Origin of the sequence: Pedobacter sp. (assembly GCF_965249885.1) — a bacterium.
In the GTDB taxonomy this organism is placed as follows: Bacteria; Bacteroidota; Bacteroidia; order Sphingobacteriales; family Sphingobacteriaceae; genus Pedobacter.
Window position 1 is genome coordinate 3096638 of sequence record NZ_OZ252254.1, and the last position, 21429, is coordinate 3118066.

A 21429-nucleotide genomic window follows, 5' to 3' on the forward strand; every position below is an offset into this window, starting at 1 on the left:
CCCATCATCTAAGCAACGCCCAATAATGATGTATGACAGGAATGAAAGTTCCATTACCTTAAAATGAGTTGAAAAAGATATTTATAATGATACTGTTGGTACTTGGTATAGGCAGTTTAGTGGGTTTTGCCCAAAACACAGTTAATAACAAGCTGAAAATTGGGGATACAATGCCAGACCTTCCGATCGCACAAACTTACAATTACAAAGGACCAGAGAAAGCTCTTTCCCAGTTTAGAGGAAAAATTCTGATCCTCGATTTTTGGGCCACATGGTGCGGGCCATGTATTGCCGCTTTCCCTAAAATGGAGGCCCTACGGAAAAAATATAATGGGCAAATACAGATATTACCGGTGACAAGTGACCCTTTGACAAAAGTCGCACCGCTATTGCAGGCCATAAAAAATGACAAAGGAATAGATCTGTTTTCGGTAGTGGCAGACACAGCCATTAGGAATTTATTTAATTTCAGGGCCATACCTCATTTTGTCATTATAAATAAAGAAGGGGTTTACATAGCTGATGCCCAAGAGGAGGAGATCAATGATAAAAACATTGACCAGTTGCTTTTGGGGCAATCAAGTATGTTTAACAATAAATCTACTGTAATTAAAAGGTTCGATCCAGCTCCAACCTTCTTTAATCTCTTCGTGCCCGTAACGATCAATGGAGAAAAGCAAAAGGAAAATATTCCTGTTGAGAATCTTTATTCATCAAGTATCCTTACCCGAAAGATTGATGGATTAGTGTTACCCTATATATGGTCGGAAGGTCATATTCTAATTTTAAACACTGGAATAAGCAATATTTTTAATTCACTTTTTGGTCTTGTACTTACGGGTGGTAAGCCCAAATCTGGTCACTTTTATTTTTTTTATGACAATAGGGTGATCTGGGATGTTAATAACTCGGATTTATTAAAGTATAGTAACGATTATATTGACGATCTGATTAAAGATAAAGATCCAAATTGGAGGAAAACTATGGATGCTCATAGGTTTTGTTATGAAATGAAAATTACCGATACTTCTGATCGAGTAAAACTGGCTAAGCAAGCCATTAACGATCTCAACAATAAATTCAAATCACTTTTAAATCTATCGGCCTATGCCGAGAAAAGAAAAGTAAAGTGCCTAGTATTAAGACGAACTTCGGAAGCTGATAGAATTGCTGCCAATAATGGAATGCAGACTTCATTAGACAAAATCAAACCCACCTTTTATGGTTCTCAAATGAGTGGTCAGACCTTTTATAAATTTATGATGAAGCTAACAATTGACCTTCAAAACCTAAAAACGCCAATCGTGGACGAAACTGGCTTTGCGGGCGATAAACTCATTGATATTAACCTAGATGCAAAAATGACAAACTGGAAAAGTGTAAATGCCGCATTGGTCAAATACGATCTTACTTTTGAAGAAGCTGAAAGGGTAATTGATATGGTAATAATTAGTGATAAAAAATCACCTTTCTTCTTTTCCACTCAACAATAGTTCAGCTAAGGGGTAACTTACTAAATAGCTTTTGTAGATGGCTAACAGCTGACCATCTACAATTGCAAAACTTTCAAACTGTTCTTTGTTGATCGACGGTATTTTCAATGATCCAACATATTGGCCATTTGAAAATTTGTATATATCTATTTTGTTGCCTCCGTTAAAACGTTCTTTGGTCTCATTGTCTTCTTGTTTGGCACTAAGATTAAACAAATAGCCACCGCTAAGCTGGCTATAAAGGTTTACAATTTTGGGTGGCGCATTAAAGGTGGCCCTTTTGCCGCTGCCTTTTTGGTATATTTCTATACTACCCGTTACGGTAGCAAAGGTATCTATGGTGTGGCCTCTACGGATAATGTTTAAATTGGTGTCCAGCCATATCAATTGGTTGGCGAAAAAATAGATGTATAGCGCGGTAAGGCTTGAGCTATCAAACAACAGCATGCCATCAGTAAGCATCCCGCCATCATTTAAGTGCTCAGTTACGGATGTGTTTTTGATCATGCTCCCAGTTGCCGCGTTATATTTTATAAATACCTGCTCAAAAACACTGTCGGTTGGATCAAAAGATCTGAGCAAGTAGTTACGCCCACCAATTTGTTGCGCCCTAGTAAACGTGTACGGCAGTTTGGTGGTGGTAAGGGTATGTGTACCATTTATCGCAAAACTGTAAATTGCGGGCACCTGTGCTGCCCAACTATAAATACTGTCACCATTTATTGCATGTGCAAAATTATTCTGCCATTTCTGATTATATGGTATGTCTAAAGTATATTCCTTTAAACCGTTTAGGTTTGTCCCATAGCTAAACAGCTTGTTTACTTTCTTTCCAGAAAAGTAGTAGCGGTTATGATACTTACCAATGTAGGTAAGTAATTGCTCGGGCTTTTCTATCTGGTGGATGGCCTGCAGTTGAGTAAGGATCTTTCTGTTAAACCCATTTTTAGGTATGGGTTTAAACAAGCCTGTTACTATTGCTAGTAACAGTACAGAAAGGCTGGCCGTCAATATAGTAAGGGCAGTAGCTTTGATTGTTTTCATAAAAGAAATATTAAGAACTATTGCCAGGGCACAGTACCTGGCAATAGTTTTTGAATTGTGATCATTGGCCTATGTAAGCTCCGCCACCAAATGGTGCCTCGTTTTGTTCTTCATCGACCGTCAAATAGCAGATTTTATTTGTCCCATCACAATCGCTAGACGAAGGAGGATTATCGAGCAGCACCCTTTGTCCATTACTACGTACGCCATAGTAGGTGAGGTCAATATCATTGTTTTTACGTTCCATCGCATTTGCGATGAATGTACCGCCTAAAATAGCGGTAAGGGCCAATGCAGGCATCAACGCTTTGATTCTGTTGTTCATGATCTTTGATTTTTAAATTATGAATAAGTGATTGTTCAGTACATCCGAATTGTATTTATTCAGCTGTTATTGTGGCATATAGTAACCACCGGGGAAAGGCGTTTCGGTATCCCCATCAACATACACTGCACAATTGTGGTTAGACCCGTCACAATCGGTTTCGGGATTCGGTTGCGTGTTTGGATCTAACTGTTGACGGGGTTGGTTTTGCGGCAATCCGTACCATTGTCCCTCAGTTTTAAAAGAACTTATTGTACCGGCGTTGGTTGCGGCTACGGTACTGGCAATTAAAACCGTTAAGGCCAGTGCGGGCAAGATTTTTTTTAAATTGATCTTCATGTTGTTTGAAATTTTGATTAAAAAATACCTGTTATGCCCTCGACTTCGATTTTTAAGCAGAGCGGCAGCATGTGTGAAAATTCCGCTATGTCACTTATTGGTCAGCTCGCAGCACGGCGGCTTTACATGCTGCAGTCCTAAACCGGTCAGGTGTACCTAATCGTCAGATGATCGAGCTCACCCTCTTTCAACAAAGGAGCGTATCTTCGCTTGGTCTCCATTGCAATGCCCATTACGGCTAACACTACAAAGCCCGTATTGAAAAGTATGTGTACGTGCCAGCTCATTCCACTGATGATGCCACCACAGGCGCAGGGCACATAGAAGCTATAGTTGAGAATCAGAAAGAGATAGGTAATGAACTGGACCATCAGAAAGAGCGAGGCATATAATGCAAATAGCCTTGTGCGCTTGTAGATGAGCATATAGACAAGGGCTAGTTCAACTAAGGGTACAGCGTATGCAAGTATGGGAGCGATGCCGGTAAGCATCGGGCTCTTCGACATCTGGTTGCGGAAGTTTGGCAGATCTCCAAGTTTCTGCAGGCCTGCGTACAGCCAGAGGAAGCCGAACAATACACAGATCAACGCAATGAAAATCCTTTGCATTTTCATATACAGCATTCTTGTTAGTTAAATCTGGAACAGCGTTCTCCCACGGAGACTGGGCTGTCCATATACAGACGATCAACAGAAAGCAATTTAGGATGGGAGCGATAGCCAGACCAAGTTTCTTGCGTGGATAAAGCCTTCCAGTACGCAGACGAACAAAATGGTGGTGCGAATGCAATAATAGCGATACAACTTACGTCATAAAACCCATTATAGAAAACACTTAAGGGTTATTGCTTAGCGTTGGGTTTAGCTGTATAACAAGGGTGAAAAAACGTGCGGATTTACCGTGTAATCTACGAGGTTGATATGTCGATCTGTATTATCTTACTGCCCCCAATCGGGATCCTTATACTTGACAAAAAACGGAGTGGTGGCTCCAAAGATGTAGCTATGGTGGTAGCTCGTTTACATCCCGTCTTTTTAGACGGGATCTTTATTTAGTGCCATCAATGCCATCAACCACCTGCATCTGTAGGCCAATCTGTTGTAGGATGGCGGGATCTAATGTTTCCGATACCCAGGTCATACGGCCATTGAATACCGCTGGCCATAACTTGCCACTTGCCATTCCCTGCTCGTTTTTAAGTTCATATTGGTTTGGTGCAAACATCATAATGGTCCAACGCTCGCCATTTATGCGGATCGGCTTTGGGATAATGATACTTTTTGGGACGATCTTCCCAGATGCAATATCGGCAAGCATCTTACTTTCCGTTGGTGTAAAAGTTGGCTTGTCCCTTACCTGATGGATAAAGGAAAGGCCCTCGTTATTGAAATTGGTAATGCTGCCGATATAAAATCGATTCAAAAAGACCTTGTAGCTTCTCTCACCCTTATTCTGGCTGATTTCCACCACACCTTTGCTGCACAGAAAATAGAAGCACTCCGCCATGGCACAAAAATTTGAGTTTGGCAATATTACTAAATAATTTAGTAATTTGCAGTGGTTCTTACTTCGAAGGCAAACAGTTGAAACTTGAATATGGAGTGGCGTCTAAAGCAAAAAAAAGTAGATTGTTGACTGTCAACTTGGATCTCAGCGAATTATAGCAGCAATTCAGATACTTTGGGATATTGCTTGCAATCGATGCCCATCTGTCCCTGATAGATCAAAAAGATCTGTTCTATGGCCTTTAGGTAAGTGCCGTGCCCATTCCACCATTCTTGGGTTTGATTTTCAATTTCCTTGCGGGAAAGCACGAATTCTGCGGCTTTTAAATTAACCGGAACATATTTCCGAATGTCAACCCCAGTTGTACTTTGATTGATCAACGGGCTGCACCATGCTTTTTGTATTGAAGGCCAATCGATATCTTGGTGCGGTAGGTAGCTACTTGTGATAGGAAAAACGTTGCCCTTTAAAGCGTTTGGTCCAAACTGTTTTACTGTTGGGTCCACGACCATGCCAGGATAATCCAAGAGACTGAGCCAGAAATGATCACGCAGACCTTCGGTAGCAGGATATAGCTGATATTGGCCTCCTTCCAATGAACATTTGATTTGCTTTATTTCCAAGTATATCTGTAGGGGGTAACAAACTGTATAGCACATCTCTTTATAATCTGTTTCTCCAAGTATTTGTTTGGTAAAATCTTCTGTTAGGTGCTCAATGTCATTCAAACTGGGCATGTCTAAATTTTAATTCATGAACAGAATTTATCGGGATTGATTAATAACGTGGTCCTAATATGGCGAATTGTTTAAACAAATAAAATGTATACGGTAATCTTTCCAGTGGCGGACTGTCCGATCCAAAGGAAGAGTGATACATAAATTAGTGGTGGCCTGCGGGGAGAAGTATGGATAAGGGTTAACCGTCTGTAGTTTAAGTGTAACTACTCTACCGCATTGACCGAATTAGAATAGAAAGATTTTCGCAATGATAAAATGGATAAGTCCGTAGGACTTATTGAGTGATAACAAATAAAAAGAGAGTACATTTAAAAAAGGCAATGGATAAACTCTGAGTGGAGAATATCCATTGTCGTCTTTTTGCTCGATTGGTTGTGCCTCTATCTATTTCAGACCTGTACCTGTGGGACAGGTCGGGATCATAGAGGTTACCGTCGTCGTGTTCCCGCTCAGTTCGCCATTTTTTTTCACGTCACGCACTGATTGATAGCTGAAGAGCATACGCTTTTGAATTTTTAGTTTTTTCATCTCGTTCGGATTTTAAGTTCAACGCTAAATTATTTCATACCTGTGAATCGATGTAAATGTATGCCCAGAAAGCTGAAATGATAGCGTAGACATATTAAATGCTAACGTAGAAAAAATGATATCACGATAAATAATATGAAAATTTATAATAAAAACTGGAGACACGTATTGGGAGTTGTATGCGCAATTGCCTATGAACAAAGTAGCATTTTCATGTTCTACGGTAGAATAATAGTCCCCGATCTTTTATACTATCTTGTTCAAATCCCTTTTTTCTATTTCTCTGCATCGCTCATGTTCAAAATTAACGATAGGGAAATTGAAAGAAGACGGTTGGTTGGTGTCGGTCTACTGGCGATCGTTTTGTTTTTTGCCCTTCATGCTGTCATTGCTTCGACCATTCAGATGTTAAAGACAGGGGTCTTTCAATTGAGTGTTACGCCTTTTTTCTTTAAGCAAGCCTCGAGCAGATACATATACCTTGTTGTGCTGAGCTTTGCCTACTTTCAGGCTCGTATTGGCATTCGAAAAGCCAAGTTGGCCAGCGAGAAAGAACTCGTCATATCTGAGCGACAGCGCAATCAGGTTGAACTTGAAAATGCTTTCCTACGTTCTCAAATTAATCCACATCTGTTGTTCAACTCGTTACAGTTTATTGAATATCAGGTTGAGCTCAATTCGCCCAAGGCGTTAAGGGCACTACAATTGTTGGCCGAGTTGATGCATTATTCATTGAAAGCTACTTCTGAAAGCAATACCGTCCCCTTGCGGGACGAAATCACTTATATACAACGATACATAGAACTCGCCACACTGCGTAGCGATAACCAGCAGCATCTGCAGTTAAACATCAACGCTGAGGCCGCTGCCTCAAACTTGCAGCTGCCCTCTGGAATACTTGGGAATTTGATCGAGAATATGTTTAAGCATGGAGATTTAAGTAGGGGAGATGAATGCGGCATGGTCATTATTGAGATACAGGATCAAAAGCTGCTTGTCCAAATCCACAATCTCAAACGGCCAGAAAGCATTTATCGTAAAACCGGCATTGGCCTGCAGAATTTGCGCAAACGTCTAGATCTGTTATATCCCGGCCGTTACTTTTTCCGTAGCACCGAAGAACGCAACCACTACAACCTTTACTTAGAAATGATTTTATGAAAATTAGCTGTTTGATAATTGATGATGAACCCTACGCCATTGAGTTCATGAAAAGATTGGTAGAGCGCACACCGGAATTGGAATTGGCGGGCACTTACATCGATCCACTAGATGCCCTGCACAAGCTGATCGCCAAGGAACTGGTGGTAGATCTCATTTTTCTTGATATTGAAATGCCCCAGCTCAATGGGTTGGACTTCGCCGCTCAGGCTGGTCACCTGGCCTACATCGTTCTGGTAACCGGTGACAATAGGTTAGCCCTTCAGGCTTACGAGTTGGGCGTGGTAGATTACCTGGTGAAGCCTGTGCTATTTACCCGCTTTACCCAGTCCGTTAACCGCGTTAAAGCTTTGATGTTGCCAGCACAGCCGTTACAACTTCCCGAAGGTAAGAAAATTGGAGTCAGGCATGGTTTGAACAATACCATTACGTATGTGGAACTTAGGGATATTACGCACGTGGAGGCAAGCTCCCATTACTGTGTTGTTTTCACTGACCATTTGCCGTCCATCAGAACGCACGTGCGCCTGAGCGATATGGAAAAGCTACTAGGTAGGGGTTTCATGCGGGTGCACCGTTCTTTTATTATCAACTTCAGCAAGATCACCAAGTTTTACGGCAACACCATTGTGCTGAACATGGATCGTGAAGTCCCCCTTGGCAAAAGCTATCGGGAGGATTTTTTGAAGCTTATCGAAAGAGGTGGCCCTTTATAACTCCTTTCGCATAATCAAATTTCTTTTGGGGCTGATTCCTTTATTTGGCCTTGGAAAATAACGTAAACAAAATCATGTTTGTGTTTACCGATCAACGTTTCGTCATCTAGGAACGATAACTGGAAAAAGTGTCTCTTCCTGTCGCCTTCAGTCTGATTGATAAAAAATAGTCTCCGTGGATCGCGATATCATATTGATAGTTTCCCATTACAAACTGTATTTTAAACTATAAGTTATGAAATCTCCCTTGCAACTTACTAATTAATAATAACTTCAATCAAGATGGATGATTGTAAAACAAAATGATTATTTGTTTCTCTTTAGCATTACCTCCCAAAAATTGAGTTTGTGCAGGATAAGCAACCTCACTAATGCCTGAACGTTGTAAACATCGTAAGGGCTGATGTATTGAGTGAGTTTTTGAAATTTGTGAGCCGCGATATAATTTCGCAAATAACTTGCATTATGGATAGCTTCAGGTATGGTTAATGTCTGATCTCTCACGTTCTCTCCATACTTGATCCATTGCGAATTGAAGCCAAAGTAAGGTTTGATATCCTTTTCAATAAAAGTCGGTTTTCCTCTATAGACCCAATCCATTGTCAAAGCATGCGGAATGTTGTTGTCCTTCAAACGTTTTTTTACATCTTCAAGAACGACGGGGTTCCATTCGCCAGTATCGGTATTTAAAAACCGCGGATGTTTTGCGCTCGATCGAACTTCAAGTTGTAATTCTTCAATGGCAGAAAAAGCCGCTATGATTGCAAAGGCTGCCTTTGTATGGAATTCCCTTTTTATGTCGTAGTGGTCAAAATACTGGCCGTACCTGGGATTAATCGCATTAGGATTAAATGAAGCTAATCCTAGACTAGTTTTATATTTTTCAATGGCATAGACTAATTGGTTATTTTCAATTACCCTTTCAGCGATAATGCATCCAAATGCTACGTTTTCGATTTTCTTCAAATAGTCAAAAAACGCCTTATCAGAATATAGTCTGTCGCGCTCTTGTATATACTCATCGATAAAGGGAAAATGATGCGTAAAGGAGATATCGGGATAGGCCAATAAAATTCCGCCCTGAACTATCGAAATAAAATCCTCACAAATCTCTAAACTATCTGTTTCGATCAGCATTTCGCTCATTGGTATTTCATCTTCTCTTATCGTTTTGGGATCTCTTCCTCCGTAACTGATCATGCTTGATTTGCCGTCAATGTCCTCCCAGTAGCAATTGGTCGGCTCAGGAACAAATTCAAGTTTAAATTTTTGGAAGGAAAGTTTCCTGATTTTATCGGCTTCCCTTTTTTCAATGATGAGGTGCGTTCGGAATTTAGGCATTCTGGTATTTATGAATTTAATTATGCAGCTAGTCTTTTAGATGGATCAGTCTGTCGATGTCTTTAATATATTGGATTGAATCCTTTTGACTATCCGAAATTTGCAGTTGCTCCCTCATGTCGGCCATGATCTTGTATTCTAACATTTCTGCCAAAGAATTTAGAGCTCTGGATTTCTGTTGCATTACGAATTTTAGTTCATTTGCCGTAAGACTTATCTGTAGAATGCTTATAAGAGCTTCGTCTTTTTTCCAGTTGTATAATATGCCTTTTTGATAATTCCAAATAAATGAATGCGTAATTCTACCGTACAAACTATTATAGGTTACAAATAATTGGTGTGATTTGTCGGCAATGTATGGTCTGAATTTGGGAAGCAAAGATTTGCTGTCTACAAGTTTTATCATTTCCTTATCGTGATCGTAGCTTCTAAGGGTTGGACCGAATTTAGGATTTTTGTCCAATGATTGGAATGCATCTTCTGCATTTAGCTCGTCATCCATTAGAAGTTGATAAACCAAAGCTATCCCCGCTGGAAACTCTTCTTTGAGTTTTAATACCTTTTCCCACAGAGCTTCGTAAGCCTTTACCCTAGTGTCGAATATTTTCTGGGAAGCTGCAAGGTGGTTTTGAAAAAATGAGGAGAGAATTGCATTGTACTTGGCAATGTCTCCCCTTTGGAATTCGATTTTTTTGTCGCCCTGGTACTTGCCAGACTGCTGCAGTCTATTTAATAACAATTTAGAAAAGAAAGCGATGATAGCAGCTAGGACAATGGCTAAGTGTAGATTTCGTCAAAAGTAACCACCATCTTTCGTTCCAAACTGGCCACCAAACCGATTGTTCAGCCTTTGCGAACCTATCCCATCGGTAATACGATATTCATAATCTGGGATCCAGGGAATTTCCAGTAGCTACTCTTTCCAAACCTCTTTTGCTACGCAAAAGGCCACATCTACTCCGTTTATCAACAGAATATAGAACAAGAATTCAACTACATCGGAACAGGCAACAATCTTTCGATTTTAGATAAGTTTAAGAAGCTCTAAAGCATGTAAAACATAGTGACTACACATCAATCCAGAACAACAATCTCAATGCTTAAAACCCTTTAAAATCAGTCAAGTGGTCACTTTTAAGCGAAATCAGGTGGCTACTTTAGAGCGTAATAGGTGGCCACTTTGGAGAAAAAAAAGGTGGCCACTTTTGGAATATCCCCCAATAGTGATGAACTAACTCAAGATCTGCAAGTAGCAGACATATTTCTTATAGGGTAATATAATTCTATTTGTAGATATTTAACAGCAAATAAACCTCACCCCAGTGCATTTTTTATTTTTCTATCGGAGATAAAGGAATCAAGTAACTCAAATACGAGTTCCTTGTCTTGTTGTTAAAGCTTATTATTTATGTCTTGTATAAGGTGGTCGGCCTTGTTCGGTAAGTCCATAAAAGGCAACACGCTGGTTAACGCATAATTACAGCCTGTCGGCGACGTTTCTTAAAATAAGTTAATGTTTAAACTCTCGACAATTTGATCAAAATTGGCACATGAAGGATCATCTGACCTCAATCAATTCAAGGTGTTGATATTTTGGGCATATACGACATCAAATTATCCTGTCGTTTTTATCCTTCAATTTGGTTAGTCGCCGGTGCCGTACAACGTCGACGGTCCATTCTTTGCATTCCTCAGAATCGGATAAGCCTGGCACTACACCGTTATATCCAAAATTATAGGGGAATTTCTCTAGCCAATGTGGTTTATTGCGGTCGATATATCTGCCATAATAACGGATGATCTCGCCATGCGCCCTGATCAGCTCAAAGATATTCTTGGAAAGCAATTTGGAGTATCGTTCTTCTGATCTGGCCTCCTTGGTATGGATGATCTCGTTCCTGATGTCCTCTAGGTTAACAAGCTTGCCCCACCATTTCTCTTTTGTCGGATCTGGGGATTCCAGAATCTTCGGTAATATTTTTTTGAGCTTGTCCTTTAATGAGAATTTACGCTCGATGCCCTCCTTTGAATAGATCGTTCGACTACCTTCCTTTTCCTCGACATGCTCGAATCCCTGGGGGATGCAGATATTCACGAAAGCTTCAACTGCGGTGTAGGCAAAGATGACCGAGGTAATGATCAGTTGAAAGTAATCGAAATATTCCCGTTGCTGTTCGATAGGTGGAAACGAGCCATCGTGGTATTTTTGCCTTGGTAAGATGTGTTCGCCATAGAATTCACTTGCCATCTGCAGATTTTGTTGGCAGATGTTTGAATAGATAGACACATCATTGGGCTGCAACATCAGGGTTTCCAAGTTGTCAAAGTTCAGTACCCAATTATTGTCCATGATCTTATAGCGATGGACATTGTTTTTCTGGAAAATAATCCACGGTTTTTTGACTCGGAAGTCATTTCTATTCAAGTATGTTTCACTGGCCTTCGAGCTTTCGTGCCCTAAGATATCGATGACCTTCCAACCACTTTCGGTAAATGTTAAGTATACCATGTTGTCAGGTTGTTTGAAAACAGAATTAATGGCAGCCGTGGTTGGACTACTCTTGCCCCTGACAATCGTTTTGATGACATCCAGGGCAGCCAGATAGGCTTCTGTAATTTTCTGTTTATTATTCTGCGTTATTAGAAACCTGAGCTTATCCCCCTTGTCTGTCACGAAGATCAAGGTGATCGGATGAAAGTTATCAAAAGGAGACTCATTTTCTTTTCCTTGCCCATCACCCTTATGGTTGAGCATTGCTGATAGCGATATGAAGTTTTCCTGAAAGTTAGAAAACCCATCGGTCTGGGGAATCAAATGATCGGTTATAAAGGTCGGCGAGACGACCATGTTTATCCATGATGGAACGGCAAGCCATTCGTTGGTCTGATGGAGTTCGCCTTCTCCCACCAGTTCGATCTGGCACGTAACGCCTGTGGGGTCCAGCTTTTTGACGACCAGTTCGTTGGCCAATTGGTAGAACAGGTTTTGTGTCGCTACAAATTTGATATCCCCGATAAAATCATTTATTTCCATTTTATAAATATAGAAACTCATCGGGCAAAACGCATCGGAATTGGACTTTTGCAGTGAAAGAAGCGATTTCGATCAGTCCGTGATTATTTATCAGATTAATTGCCTGGTCGTTTCTTTTCCTACAGGTGTATCTATTGCTTGATTGTCGAACGCCTATCCGCTACAGATTGGTAAGGGGCATTGTTCGGAACTGTCAAACCTTAGTTCATCTGTGCGCTCTAAGTGCAGCATTTGCCATGAACAGGACAAAAAAACTATTATTGCGTTTGTCCACTATAAGTTTAAAAGGGTAGAGCTGTATTGTTAAGCCTCCAAAGTTTTTCGCTCCTTGCAAACGGACTATATTTCCGGCGCTCATAATGATATGTTCGTGTTTTAACCAAAACCTTTTGCGGATATCTTTGTTTATCAAGTAGTTTCCCTCTTCCGGTTCTGGACCGCCTATAATCCCGATCTTGATTACCTTAACATAGGCTTATCCAGTTTTAATGAAAAATTTACTGCTATTCGACGCTGATCCAATGTTCAGGAGCAACATTGCCAGTTCGGTTGGGGCCGACAGCCAATGGACCATCCTCGGGGAGGGCCCCGATGCCGGGGACTTGGGCGGCTACCTCAGCGGTCAGCCGGTCGACACCATCCTGATCGGACTGGAGCTTCCCTTCGGCCAACGCGCAGAACTGGTGGGCTGGACCAAATCGGTCTCGCCGGCCACCAGTATCGTCTGGCTCGTTCCCGTCGACCAGGACGGCAGTTTTGCCGTTCCTAAGTTCATAGACGGGATCGATGCCTACCTGCTGAGGAACGTTGACCCCGTAGAGCTGCTGTTCTGCCTGCAGCTGGTCAGCGACGGCGGAAGATACCTGTCCAGTGAGCTGTACCTTGCCATCATGGCCGACAAATTAAGGCACAGTCCCTTTCTAGAAACCTTTGCCAGCCAGCAGACGGCCTTCTCGCGGCACGAGGTGCAGCTGCTACAGTTTTTGGCCAGAGGTATGACCGAAGCTTCCATCGGCCGCCAGCTTTCTATGCGCCTGCCCGCTGTAAGGCGGCACTTTGGGCTCCTTTTTAAAAAAACGGGTACCAGAAGCTTCACCTCACTGATCAGGTATGCCGTGCAGAATGGGATCGTATCCTAAACAGGGTGCTGCCTGAGAACAGTCGATTTGTCAATAGAAAAACATTCACCGTACACCACTTTCCATACAACATGAAAATTACCAGAAAAGAATTATTGCTCAAGTCGCGCTACACCTGGAGTCCGGACCAATCTCCACCTTCATCAGCTTCTGTTTTCGGCGACCATTTCGTCTTCGCCAGGCACGATGGCCCGCAGGTGCTTTGCATGGTCAACAAGCTGATGGATGACAGCGGCATACGCTACCATCAACTACTGAAAATAGAAGAGATGTTGATCTTTCTTCCCGAAAAGCGGCTCACCCACCTTCAGGTAAGGCTATGGCTGCTCCGCAACTGGGAGCAAAGGATGGTACTTAGGTAAGTGAGGTCTCTGTCGATTGCCAAGCAGTTCCTGTCCGGCGCGATGATTGGTACTGCAGGATCCGGCACATGTCTTGTGGGTTACGCTGTAGAAATCTATTGCAGGGTCTCCCTTGGTAAGGTATTCCATGATCTTCAGGCTTTCCTAGGCTTCGCCAAGGATCCCTGCGATCTTTTGAGCCTCTTCCTTCAGGGCAAGGGATCTTTTACTTAACTTATCTTGATCTTTGGATGGTTGCGATTCCATAGTTAAGGAATTAAAGTTTGTTCAAAGTTATTTTTCAGCTACGCTTCCTAGCTGCGTAGTTGAAAAAAGATTCGCCTTAAACTAAAATCATCAATTCTGTCGGCAGTTTGGGCAGGAACATACCAGGGGCATCCAGATCTGTCCTAAAGATCGAAGTCAATTGCTGCGCATTCCCCAAGTCGTTTCTTTCGGGTCTGTCCAGTTGCATCTGTAGGTGATCATATTCAGCGTGAACGTAATCGACCAGTGCTTCAATGCCATTCCTCTTACCTAGCCGATAAACGTATTTCATAATCCATAGACCATGGGTTGCCACCCTTAAATCATTGAGATGTATCAGGCCGTCGTAGGCAAAATCGTGTCCGATATGACAGCAGGTTCTTCCATTTTCTACACCCATGGGATTGCCGTTGCCCAGACCTTTTGGGAGGAAATCCAAAAGCATCGATTTGATGTCGGAAGCTTTAGACTCTGCATTCTTTTCATTTCTTAGATCATATATTTCTTCAATAAAGGCAAAGACCCGATCAGCTACATGTTCATTGGAGTGATCCAAGAACCGTGTAAGCTTTTTGAATATCGGGCTTTTATCATGCCAATCATTTCCTACGTGATTAAAGTGGTACCAAATTCGGTCTATTTCCAGAATGATCAGGTCCGTCCTGATACTGGGAAGGGTTGGCCTGGGAGCAACGCTATCGTCTTCGTTGGAAATGGCAGGGAATTCACGCGCTAAAAATGTTTTGACACTCTGGAACCTGGACTGGTCATTATAGTAGAGGTCAGAAATTTCCTCCATAAGATCTTCAACGAAAATAATATCCCTTGCGGAGTTAAAATTGATATCATCATCAACAACAGGCCTTATTCTCTTTCTGTCGCCAAGCACAAAAAACTTGAGCCCATGGGTATAACTGCCATAAAGTTGGTATGACTTAAAGGTATCGATCGTCTGGTTGATCTTGCCCCAGTTGATTGCAGAGGTTACCTGAAAGGCGAGCATGCTATGCTCCTGGTCCCCAAGATCAATGCCAGGAAAATTGATCTTGGGCCGGTTCAGGTCTTTCAGTTGGTAGCCGTAGATCATGTTTAATACTTGTTGCGCTATCCCTTCGGAAACTTTATTGATATCGTAAAGTCCGGTAGCGTTGGCGATTTTTATTCCTGAAGTCCAAAATGTGAGGTATCCTCTTACTTGTCTTAGTTCGTCATCTACTTTGGCCATAATGCTGATAAGGTTTTATAATCCAAGATACTTATTTGTCCGTTGTATTGCCAGGCCTCAATTTAGATGTACAGACATTTCTGAGTTACATCAATCCCGATCACCAATTATGCTATGGCCTTGATCTTACCGAATGCTTAGTGTATTTTGGATTGATGCTAAGAGTTGTCTTACGACCGCCCTTTGGTAGGATCAATAAAATCAATTCGAAATGAGCTTTAAATATTTGAACCAGGAGAATTTTCGCTATCTGTGCAAGGATTTAACCTTAGCTATTTCCGACATGGAAATGATCGATCAATCTTTGCAACAACTTAACGGGCAGATGGGCCTGCTAGATCAGATCGTTTCCCATAATGTAAGCCACGGTGCTAATTCCACGCTTGAAGTCGACGGAGCGCAGATCATCATGAAGTTTGATAAGTACCTGAAAGACGGTAGGCCGTTTAGTACCTTTACCGTCGGAAGGAAATTGGATGATCTCGGCCTGCCCCCAATGATGCACATCAATCTGCATTCGCCTGCGCTGAATATCCCTCAACGTGTCGAAATACCGATAAGGTATTTGCTCAAAGGGCTTCCCCCGTTGACTGCAACATACATGGTATATCTACATGCGCTGATCATTGATGAAGGGGAAACCTTTGTGTATTATGGGGTGACAAAGAGAGGTTGGATGAGGCGTTTTCAAGAACACGTCAAGTTGGCTATGCGCGGGACGCACAGAAGGTTTCCAAAGCTCCTGGGCGAAAGCATCAAGGCCCGTAGGGCGCAGGTGTTAGGATTGAATGATGACCATCAGCATATCTTAACTGGATCTTACCACGTTGTCTGCGCTGCAGGGCGTACCCGAGTGGACGCCTTTGAGATAGAACGTTATCTGATCGGCAAGCATAGCATTGGTCGGCAATTGGGATTAAACATGATCTGATTAATGCGCAGCCCTACAGGTCAATCGTATAGGTGTTTTTGGATAGCGTTATATAACTAAGCAATTCAGTATTTTAAATGCTTATTAGTTCCCGACAGGGGGAGATATAACAGGCATATCCAGGGAGTTAGTGAAATCTCTGCTGGTTAAGTGATCATTGAGAATATCCCGGCTTCTAGTATTTCTGTGAATGTCTTTTTTTGTAGAATTTCAATATGTTTTGCATGGAAGGAATCATCCAAATGTGCAAGTACAATATTTGGATGGTTGGCATAACTCGGGATTTTTTTTACCGCGTCCAGAATTTTACAATTGGGATCTGTACACGACTGCGCAGATATATTTTGTATCTCGCAGTGGAGAATATCATATTCGCTTTTTGCGGGAAAGCAATCTCTTAATTCATAAGAGGTAAAACTAGACGGCTGCAAATTGTGCAGTGGATCTAAGAGCAAAATTTGGAATACGTTGTTTTCGTCCCAAAACCCCACAATTCGTCCTTTTCCTTTCGATACATGAAATTGACAAAAAGGAAATTCCAGCTCATTGTCCAGGTAGTCCTTATGGACCCAAGTAAAATCTTTACGTTGTAGAGGTATATTTTTGGCGTTCCAATTGATCTCATGGTATCTATAGCCATCTTCAAGTACTTCCGTTACTCCTGTGTACTCCATTTTTGAAGTGTCCTTAAGCCTTTCAATCACGGAGACAAACCAACTAGTCTCCATCTTATTCAGCCCGAAATACTCTACTTGTTCAAAAAACTTAAATCCAAAAGACCAATAGACTTTCTTTACCCTGGTAGTATCTTTCGGTAGTAGTCGCTCATGAGTTGATTTGATATCTTTTGGCTTGAGTTGGATATCATTTGAAACGTCAACAGGCTTCGCGGGTTTAGGTTTGCCCATTTCAAATTTTTATAGACGCGCTGCGTAATATTTACCCATCTGTATTTCATCAATCTCTTCTTCGCACCTTTGGTAAGTCTCATATCCATCTCTTGCAGTTATCCATGGTTGTTCTGAGTGGGTTTTCTTTTCCAATTGTGTGTCAGAATAACCGGCATAAACCTCAAGAACATTATCTATATGTTCTTTGGTGTCAGGGCTTAGTATCTCGACGATATTCTCTTGGTGCATGTCTGAAATGTTGATAGAGGAGTACATATACTTTGTATCCTTAAATCTGTTGTATATTCTCCTGTTAACAGGTCCATGTATCCATGCTTGAAACTTTCCCTCAAACAGCGGTTTTTTATAAAAAGCCAGGTGCCACGATTGAATATAATACAATAGTTTCTGAAGCTTAAGATGGCTTAACTCTCCATTACCTTCCGCTTTCAAGCGGAAAATCACATAATCACATACAGCATTAATATCTTCCATAATTCAGATAAATTTGATGATATACCCAGTTACATAGGCTATCTCCAGTTCACAAAGTTAGCTTTTTCCCGAAAGTTTTCAATAATGCCCAGAAGAAAGTACTAAAATATTTAGCTTTTTTCTTTTTCCGCTGTATCAAATTGTTACAACTCAGCATTCACTCGTAAGTCTAAGGTTTGGTGGTCTTTAAGGCTTTATTTCAGACTTTATCTTTTGAAATTCCCGCTCCACCACAGCTTCCATCTGTTGGGAAATTGAGATATATGGACGATGAACGTTGAGAGCATTTTCGACATTCAAATGGGGGTTCGCTGTTGAACGTGCTTCTTCAGGCTCTAGCTGTGCTAATGCCCTTTTCCGATCGGTATACTTCTTTGAATTGACCATAAACTATATTTTAAAATACTTATCCCTGAAAGCCTGATTGTTCTCGATATCGAAGTAGTGCTTTCTTTTCATCCAAATAAAACCATCCCCCTTTGTAATAATTGCGACATCAACAGGACCTCCAACACTTTCATCAGCTGAGTCTGATGATGTAAACTTACGCTTTAAGGACGTTATGTTAACAAGGGACTCGGCCAGATCAGACATATCTTCTTTTCCCATATGTGCTAGAATCTCGAGGAGCGGTCTTGTTATCTTTTCCCACTGATATGCTTCTAAACGATCAATCAGTTCATTAGATATTGTTTCCAAAGCATTTCCAATCTGTTTTGAAAGCTTGGTATCGTTAATCAAGCCCTCAATCTGAGAAGAGGCCGACCCAAAGCTACTTTTTATCGCCTGTTTCACTTCGCTCTTGTAATTTGGGTCAACTCCCGTTAGCACTGTGGTAGTTACATCGCCCTGCGCATAGGGAATAATGTTCGCGTTCTCGTGCGGTACTCCAGGATTGATCTTAACGGGGGGACCTTTTATAATTCTCATGTCATCGCCGATCAGCGTTCCCGCTAAAACTAGATGACTAGAAGGGTACATTTCCATTTCTCCAAAGCCGATAAAGACTAAGCCGCAATGTTTTTCGAAAATATATTCGATGTTTATAAGGGAGAAGAGCATCTTTCTTATGGCCTCTGCATGATCTGCAAGTATGGTAAATCCCTCAAATTCCTTGTCTATCTCTGTCTCAATAAAATTGACAATAGACAATAATTGATTTTCATAAAACTTGCAATACGTGTCATAGTCCATATTGGTATAATTAGCTTGCTTATATTTAGCAAGTTCGGCCGAGTACTTATCTATTTCCTCGCCAACAACCTGATGGTAAATAGCATAGGCTTCATCCTCTTCCAATTCTTCAAACGCTTCTGGTCTTCCCTCTAAAGTTTCGATGGTGTTATTTATTATTTCCCAATGAGCCTCCGAGCAAAATCCAAAAAAAGAACTTTCTCGCATTGCAGGTGTTATGTTGCCGATCTGACTTCTCAAAAACTCAATAAAATCATTCTTATATTCCTCAAGGGTATCAAAGGAGTTATCCTGCAATTTCTTCCTGTACATCTTGATCAAGGTCTCCAGAGGCATGCCCAAATAGTCTGCACTGTTATAGATCGCTATGCCAACGGGGTGGAACTTGGAAAGCGTAAAAATCTTATTGCTCCGGTTATAAACCTTCTTGATGTTGTTTCCTGATACGGTCACAGCACTGTCGGCCGCAATAGCAATTCCTTGTGAATTTAATACACCAACAATAGCAGTCATGAGCTTTAGAATATGTGATAAATATAATTAAAATAATATATAAACGTATAACCGATTGGTTGAATAAGAAAAGTGCTGGTGCTGTAGAGTTCGGTAATAGCCCCAGTCTTTTCCGTTCCAAACTTTCCATTCCAGCTGATAGTTTTTGGATATAATCCAGGCTTGATATATTTCTTGCCGTTCGTCCCTTCCATTTTTACATATCCCAAAGGGGCTTTATTGGGATATCCCATTTCCTTGGCCATCCTGATACCCCGAGTGGTATTTAGCGCACGCATGCTATTCTCCGCCTTTGGAATGCAGAGGTAAAATGCCAGAACGCAGCACTTTCTCGTACAGAAAGTTCGACTGTTTATCGTTAACCCGGGATCTTTTGCCATTCAAGATTATAATGTTCTGCTCACTGAAACTTTTGAATGTACTCAAGATCGTCTGACCACTAAATACTTGGGCGAAAGTTTTTTGTAAAAGTTCATCTAGCCATATCTTCTGTTTAAACTATTTACTTCCATGCAATTGACTCGGAAACTGTTCTTCCTTGTCTGGTGGTGTACAGGCTGCCGGGTTGTCCGCTGCTGGGGCGACACTAAAAGAATCTAAAAAAAAAATTGTATAGTATAATTTAATTTTTTAGTTTTGACTATACGAAAGGGCGATTATGCAGTTTGGGTCAAAAATTAAGGAATTAAGGTTGAAAAGGGGTTACTCAATTCAGGTGCTTGCGGATCTGGCAGGGGTATCCAAGCCTGCAATTCAGCAATATGAAGATGATACCATTACCCCGAGCAACATGGTACTGAAAAAAATTGCAGATGCGCTGGGGGTTGGGGTTTGGCATTTTTTTCCGGTGAAAAGAAAGAAAATCAGCCTGATTGATTTTAGGGACGGACATCGGCTGTTGGATGAACAGAAAGAGAAGGATGCAATCCTGGATATTGTCAGGGACGAGGCCCAGAAGTATATTGACCTGCTTTTTATTTTGCAGGAAAGGGTTGAATTTGAAAATCCCTTGACTGATATGGTCATCAGCACTTTTGCCGATGTAGAAAAGGCTGCCAAAAAATTCAGGAAGAAACTTAAGATAGGTGAAGCACCGATTGATGATGTTACCGGTATTCTGGAAGCGAATGGTTTTATTATTTTAACCGTAAACAGGCCGACACACTCTCCCGGGGTGTGTGGATTGATTGAGGATGATGGGAAAAGCTTTCCGGTAATCATATATAACGAGCATCAGGATAGGGAAGTGACCCGTAAGAGGTTTACCATCCTGCACGAACTTGCCCATCTGGTATTGATATTCATGGAATCGTTAAGTAAGGATATCCAAGAGCAGATGTGCCATTATTTTGCTTCCGCAATGCTGTTGCCAGAAGATGCACTAATATCGTTTGTCGGAAAGGGACGGACTTCGATATCGTTTCAGGAACTGGTGGAATTGAAGGAAACCTATGGGATTTCCATCCAGGCAATCATCTTTCGCGCCAAGAATATTGGAATGATCACCGACGAGACCAAACGTAAATGGCTGGATATTTATGAATCCTGGCAGCAGACAAAAAATTTTGGAGCCTACACCAAAAGCCAGGAAAAGCCCAAGCGCTTTGAAAGTTTGATAGCCCGCGCGATCGTAGAGCGCAGGATTACCAAAGAAAAAGCCATGGAGCTTACCGGAACGCCAATTGACATGATAGAAGACCGATACCTCAATAAATCTTTTGAATTCTAGGATGTTCGTCTTCTATAACATACAGCACTTTATCATGCTCAGCAAATTGCAGTTGTTGGAAGCTATTGTCGTACAGGAAGGTCCCATAGTGATTTCCGAACTCCGCCTGTCCTATTACTCTGGACCAAAACAATTTGAGGTAAGGGGACTTGCTCAAAAGGGACTTGTGAGATTTGACGATCACCCCGATGATCTCTATGAATTTATACAGACCTATAGTGGGGCTTTTCCCCATGCCGGAGATGGAGTGCTGATCCTGGTTCATCTGTGCCTCAGCAGTGGATGCACCTTGATCATAGAAGAAGATCAGGAGATGGTTGTGGACATGGCAAGTTTTTTTAACGTGCCGATCATGGCCGTGAAGGATTTTTATAAACAGAAGATAAAAAATCAACAATATCACCAATTCCTCATCGAACACTTTAACGGGTAATAGACATAGCATCGATAGATGGATCTTTGGAAAGATCTACTGGTT

General features: G+C 41.5%; 24 protein-coding genes. 8 read left to right on the forward strand and 16 right to left on the reverse strand.

Annotated features, from left to right (window positions below; translation table 11 throughout):
• The first annotated feature begins 68 nt into the window (after positions 1-68).
• Positions 69-1493, forward strand: coding sequence for a TlpA family protein disulfide reductase (locus ACY2A0_RS13165; RefSeq protein ID WP_461791545.1), 1425 nt, complete (start codon positions 69-71; stop codon positions 1491-1493).
• Here the strand turns inward: ACY2A0_RS13165 and ACY2A0_RS13170 are convergent.
• The 7 genes from ACY2A0_RS13170 to ACY2A0_RS13200 all read right to left on the reverse strand — a co-directional run bounded on the left by ACY2A0_RS13170 (position 1464) and on the right by ACY2A0_RS13200 (position 5975).
• Positions 1464-2537 (reverse strand): hypothetical protein, encoded by a 1074-nt coding sequence (locus ACY2A0_RS13170; protein WP_461791546.1) that lies wholly within the window; start codon positions 2535-2537, stop codon positions 1464-1466. The two genes, ACY2A0_RS13165 and ACY2A0_RS13170, sit on opposite strands and share 30 nt — an antisense overlap.
• 61 nt (positions 2538-2598) lie before the next feature.
• Positions 2599-2862: a hypothetical protein gene (locus ACY2A0_RS13175; RefSeq protein ID WP_461791547.1), complete on the reverse strand. Its 264-nt coding sequence runs from the start codon at positions 2860-2862 to the stop codon at positions 2599-2601.
• A gap of 66 nt (positions 2863-2928) precedes the next feature.
• Entirely contained in the window at positions 2929-3201 is a 273-nt protein-coding gene (locus ACY2A0_RS13180; RefSeq protein WP_461791548.1) for a DUF6520 family protein, read from the reverse strand.
• 146 nt (positions 3202-3347) lie between these two features.
• Complete coding sequence (locus ACY2A0_RS13185) at positions 3348-3815, reverse strand: MauE/DoxX family redox-associated membrane protein (RefSeq protein ID WP_461791549.1); 468 nt, start codon at positions 3813-3815, stop codon at positions 3348-3350.
• A 433-nt stretch (positions 3816-4248) separates the two neighbouring features.
• On the reverse strand, positions 4249-4707 hold the full coding sequence (locus tag ACY2A0_RS13190) for a hypothetical protein (RefSeq protein ID WP_461791550.1): 459 nt from the start codon (positions 4705-4707) through the stop codon (positions 4249-4251).
• Positions 4708-4859: 152 nt separating this feature from the next.
• Positions 4860-5444, reverse strand: coding sequence for a hypothetical protein (locus tag ACY2A0_RS13195; protein WP_461791551.1), 585 nt, complete (start codon positions 5442-5444; stop codon positions 4860-4862).
• Between the two features lie 387 nt (positions 5445-5831).
• On the reverse strand, positions 5832-5975 hold the full coding sequence (locus ACY2A0_RS13200) for a hypothetical protein (protein WP_461791552.1): 144 nt from the start codon (positions 5973-5975) through the stop codon (positions 5832-5834).
• Positions 5976-6110: 135 nt separating this feature from the next.
• On the opposite strand from ACY2A0_RS13200, the gene ACY2A0_RS13205 reads away from it, so the two are divergent.
• The gene (locus tag ACY2A0_RS13205; RefSeq protein WP_461791553.1) at positions 6111-7136 is read left to right on the forward strand and encodes a sensor histidine kinase; all 1026 of its coding nucleotides are present in this window, start codon (positions 6111-6113) and stop codon (positions 7134-7136) included.
• Positions 7133-7852: a LytR/AlgR family response regulator transcription factor gene (locus tag ACY2A0_RS13210; RefSeq protein ID WP_461791554.1), complete on the forward strand. Its 720-nt coding sequence runs from the start codon at positions 7133-7135 to the stop codon at positions 7850-7852. The genes ACY2A0_RS13205 and ACY2A0_RS13210 overlap by 4 nt, the downstream gene beginning before the upstream one ends.
• Before the next feature lie 306 nt (positions 7853-8158).
• Here ACY2A0_RS13210 and ACY2A0_RS13215 read toward each other — a convergent pair whose 3' ends face one another.
• From ACY2A0_RS13215 to ACY2A0_RS13225, 3 genes are all read right to left on the reverse strand, one after another.
• A complete protein-coding gene (locus ACY2A0_RS13215) occupies positions 8159-9193 on the reverse strand; it encodes a hypothetical protein (RefSeq protein ID WP_461791555.1) in 1035 nt (344 codons plus the stop codon).
• Between the two features lie 28 nt (positions 9194-9221).
• Complete coding sequence (locus ACY2A0_RS13220; RefSeq protein ID WP_461791556.1) at positions 9222-9932, reverse strand: hypothetical protein; 711 nt, start codon at positions 9930-9932, stop codon at positions 9222-9224.
• Between the two features lie 870 nt (positions 9933-10802).
• On the reverse strand, positions 10803-12227 hold the full coding sequence (locus ACY2A0_RS13225; protein WP_461791557.1) for a hypothetical protein: 1425 nt from the start codon (positions 12225-12227) through the stop codon (positions 10803-10805).
• Between the two features lie 488 nt (positions 12228-12715).
• Between ACY2A0_RS13225 and ACY2A0_RS13230 the strand changes: the two genes are divergently transcribed.
• Positions 12716-13366: a DNA-binding response regulator gene (locus ACY2A0_RS13230; RefSeq protein WP_461791558.1), complete on the forward strand. Its 651-nt coding sequence runs from the start codon at positions 12716-12718 to the stop codon at positions 13364-13366.
• A 71-nt stretch (positions 13367-13437) separates the two neighbouring features.
• Positions 13438-13728 (forward strand): hypothetical protein, encoded by a 291-nt coding sequence (locus tag ACY2A0_RS13235; RefSeq protein WP_461791559.1) that lies wholly within the window; start codon positions 13438-13440, stop codon positions 13726-13728.
• Positions 13729-14050: 322 nt separating this feature from the next.
• On the opposite strand, the gene ACY2A0_RS13240 is transcribed toward ACY2A0_RS13235, so the two are convergent.
• On the reverse strand, positions 14051-15199 hold the full coding sequence (locus ACY2A0_RS13240; protein WP_461791560.1) for an SMEK domain-containing protein: 1149 nt from the start codon (positions 15197-15199) through the stop codon (positions 14051-14053).
• Between the two features lie 211 nt (positions 15200-15410).
• On the opposite strand from ACY2A0_RS13240, the gene ACY2A0_RS13245 reads away from it, so the two are divergent.
• Complete coding sequence (locus ACY2A0_RS13245; RefSeq protein WP_461791561.1) at positions 15411-16130, forward strand: hypothetical protein; 720 nt, start codon at positions 15411-15413, stop codon at positions 16128-16130.
• 146 nt (positions 16131-16276) lie between these two features.
• Here the strand turns inward: ACY2A0_RS13245 and ACY2A0_RS13250 are convergent, their stop codons facing one another.
• From ACY2A0_RS13250 to ACY2A0_RS13270, 5 genes are all read right to left on the reverse strand, one after another.
• Positions 16277-17038 carry a hypothetical protein gene (locus ACY2A0_RS13250; protein WP_461791562.1) on the reverse strand — a complete coding sequence of 254 codons (762 nt, stop codon included), beginning with the start codon at positions 17036-17038 and terminating at the stop codon, positions 16277-16279.
• A 9-nt stretch (positions 17039-17047) separates the two neighbouring features.
• Positions 17048-17515, reverse strand: a complete 468-nt coding sequence (locus ACY2A0_RS13255; protein ID WP_461791563.1) for a Panacea domain-containing protein — start codon at positions 17513-17515, stop codon at positions 17048-17050.
• Between the two features lie 186 nt (positions 17516-17701).
• A complete protein-coding gene (locus ACY2A0_RS13260; RefSeq protein ID WP_461791564.1) occupies positions 17702-17902 on the reverse strand; it encodes a hypothetical protein in 201 nt (66 codons plus the stop codon).
• Between the two features lie 3 nt (positions 17903-17905).
• Positions 17906-19222 (reverse strand): hypothetical protein, encoded by a 1317-nt coding sequence (locus tag ACY2A0_RS13265; protein ID WP_461791565.1) that lies wholly within the window; start codon positions 19220-19222, stop codon positions 17906-17908.
• A 5-nt stretch (positions 19223-19227) separates the two neighbouring features.
• Entirely contained in the window at positions 19228-19500 is a 273-nt protein-coding gene (locus ACY2A0_RS13270; RefSeq protein WP_461791566.1) for a hypothetical protein, read from the reverse strand.
• Between the two features lie 380 nt (positions 19501-19880).
• Here ACY2A0_RS13270 and ACY2A0_RS13275 point away from each other — a divergent pair, with 380 nt between their 5' ends.
• The gene (locus tag ACY2A0_RS13275; protein ID WP_461791567.1) at positions 19881-20951 is read left to right on the forward strand and encodes a helix-turn-helix domain-containing protein; all 1071 of its coding nucleotides are present in this window, start codon (positions 19881-19883) and stop codon (positions 20949-20951) included.
• Between the two features lie 34 nt (positions 20952-20985).
• The gene (locus ACY2A0_RS13280) at positions 20986-21384 is read left to right on the forward strand and encodes a hypothetical protein (protein ID WP_461791568.1); all 399 of its coding nucleotides are present in this window, start codon (positions 20986-20988) and stop codon (positions 21382-21384) included.
• Positions 21385-21429 lie beyond the last annotated feature (45 nt).

Coding starts and splice junctions, on each gene's coding strand:
- ACY2A0_RS13260 (WP_461791564.1), bottom strand. CDS start 17,902: ATGGTCAATTCAAAGAAGTATACCGATCGGAAAAGGGCATTAGCACAG.
- ACY2A0_RS13190 (WP_461791550.1), bottom strand. CDS start 4,707: ATGGCGGAGTGCTTCTATTTTCTGTGCAGCAAAGGTGTGGTGGAAATC.
- ACY2A0_RS13175 (WP_461791547.1), bottom strand. CDS start 2,862: ATGAACAACAGAATCAAAGCGTTGATGCCTGCATTGGCCCTTACCGCT.
- ACY2A0_RS13205 (WP_461791553.1), top strand. CDS start 6,111: ATGAAAATTTATAATAAAAACTGGAGACACGTATTGGGAGTTGTATGC.
- ACY2A0_RS13210 (WP_461791554.1), top strand. CDS start 7,133: ATGAAAATTAGCTGTTTGATAATTGATGATGAACCCTACGCCATTGAG.
- ACY2A0_RS13275 (WP_461791567.1), top strand. CDS start 19,881: ATGCAGTTTGGGTCAAAAATTAAGGAATTAAGGTTGAAAAGGGGTTAC.
- ACY2A0_RS13265 (WP_461791565.1), bottom strand. CDS start 19,222: ATGACTGCTATTGTTGGTGTATTAAATTCACAAGGAATTGCTATTGCG.
- ACY2A0_RS13195 (WP_461791551.1), bottom strand. CDS start 5,444: ATGCCCAGTTTGAATGACATTGAGCACCTAACAGAAGATTTTACCAAA.
- ACY2A0_RS13170 (WP_461791546.1), bottom strand. CDS start 2,537: ATGAAAACAATCAAAGCTACTGCCCTTACTATATTGACGGCCAGCCTT.
- ACY2A0_RS13225 (WP_461791557.1), bottom strand. CDS start 12,227: ATGGAAATAAATGATTTTATCGGGGATATCAAATTTGTAGCGACACAA.
- ACY2A0_RS13240 (WP_461791560.1), bottom strand. CDS start 15,199: ATGGCCAAAGTAGATGACGAACTAAGACAAGTAAGAGGATACCTCACA.
- ACY2A0_RS13270 (WP_461791566.1), bottom strand. CDS start 19,500: ATGCGTGCGCTAAATACCACTCGGGGTATCAGGATGGCCAAGGAAATG.
- ACY2A0_RS13200 (WP_461791552.1), bottom strand. CDS start 5,975: ATGAAAAAACTAAAAATTCAAAAGCGTATGCTCTTCAGCTATCAATCA.
- ACY2A0_RS13280 (WP_461791568.1), top strand. CDS start 20,986: ATGCTCAGCAAATTGCAGTTGTTGGAAGCTATTGTCGTACAGGAAGGT.
- ACY2A0_RS13245 (WP_461791561.1), top strand. CDS start 15,411: ATGAGCTTTAAATATTTGAACCAGGAGAATTTTCGCTATCTGTGCAAG.
- ACY2A0_RS13185 (WP_461791549.1), bottom strand. CDS start 3,815: ATGAAAATGCAAAGGATTTTCATTGCGTTGATCTGTGTATTGTTCGGC.
- ACY2A0_RS13235 (WP_461791559.1), top strand. CDS start 13,438: ATGAAAATTACCAGAAAAGAATTATTGCTCAAGTCGCGCTACACCTGG.
- ACY2A0_RS13215 (WP_461791555.1), bottom strand. CDS start 9,193: ATGCCTAAATTCCGAACGCACCTCATCATTGAAAAAAGGGAAGCCGAT.
- ACY2A0_RS13180 (WP_461791548.1), bottom strand. CDS start 3,201: ATGAAGATCAATTTAAAAAAAATCTTGCCCGCACTGGCCTTAACGGTT.
- ACY2A0_RS13230 (WP_461791558.1), top strand. CDS start 12,716: ATGAAAAATTTACTGCTATTCGACGCTGATCCAATGTTCAGGAGCAAC.
- ACY2A0_RS13250 (WP_461791562.1), bottom strand. CDS start 17,038: ATGGGCAAACCTAAACCCGCGAAGCCTGTTGACGTTTCAAATGATATC.
- ACY2A0_RS13255 (WP_461791563.1), bottom strand. CDS start 17,515: ATGGAAGATATTAATGCTGTATGTGATTATGTGATTTTCCGCTTGAAA.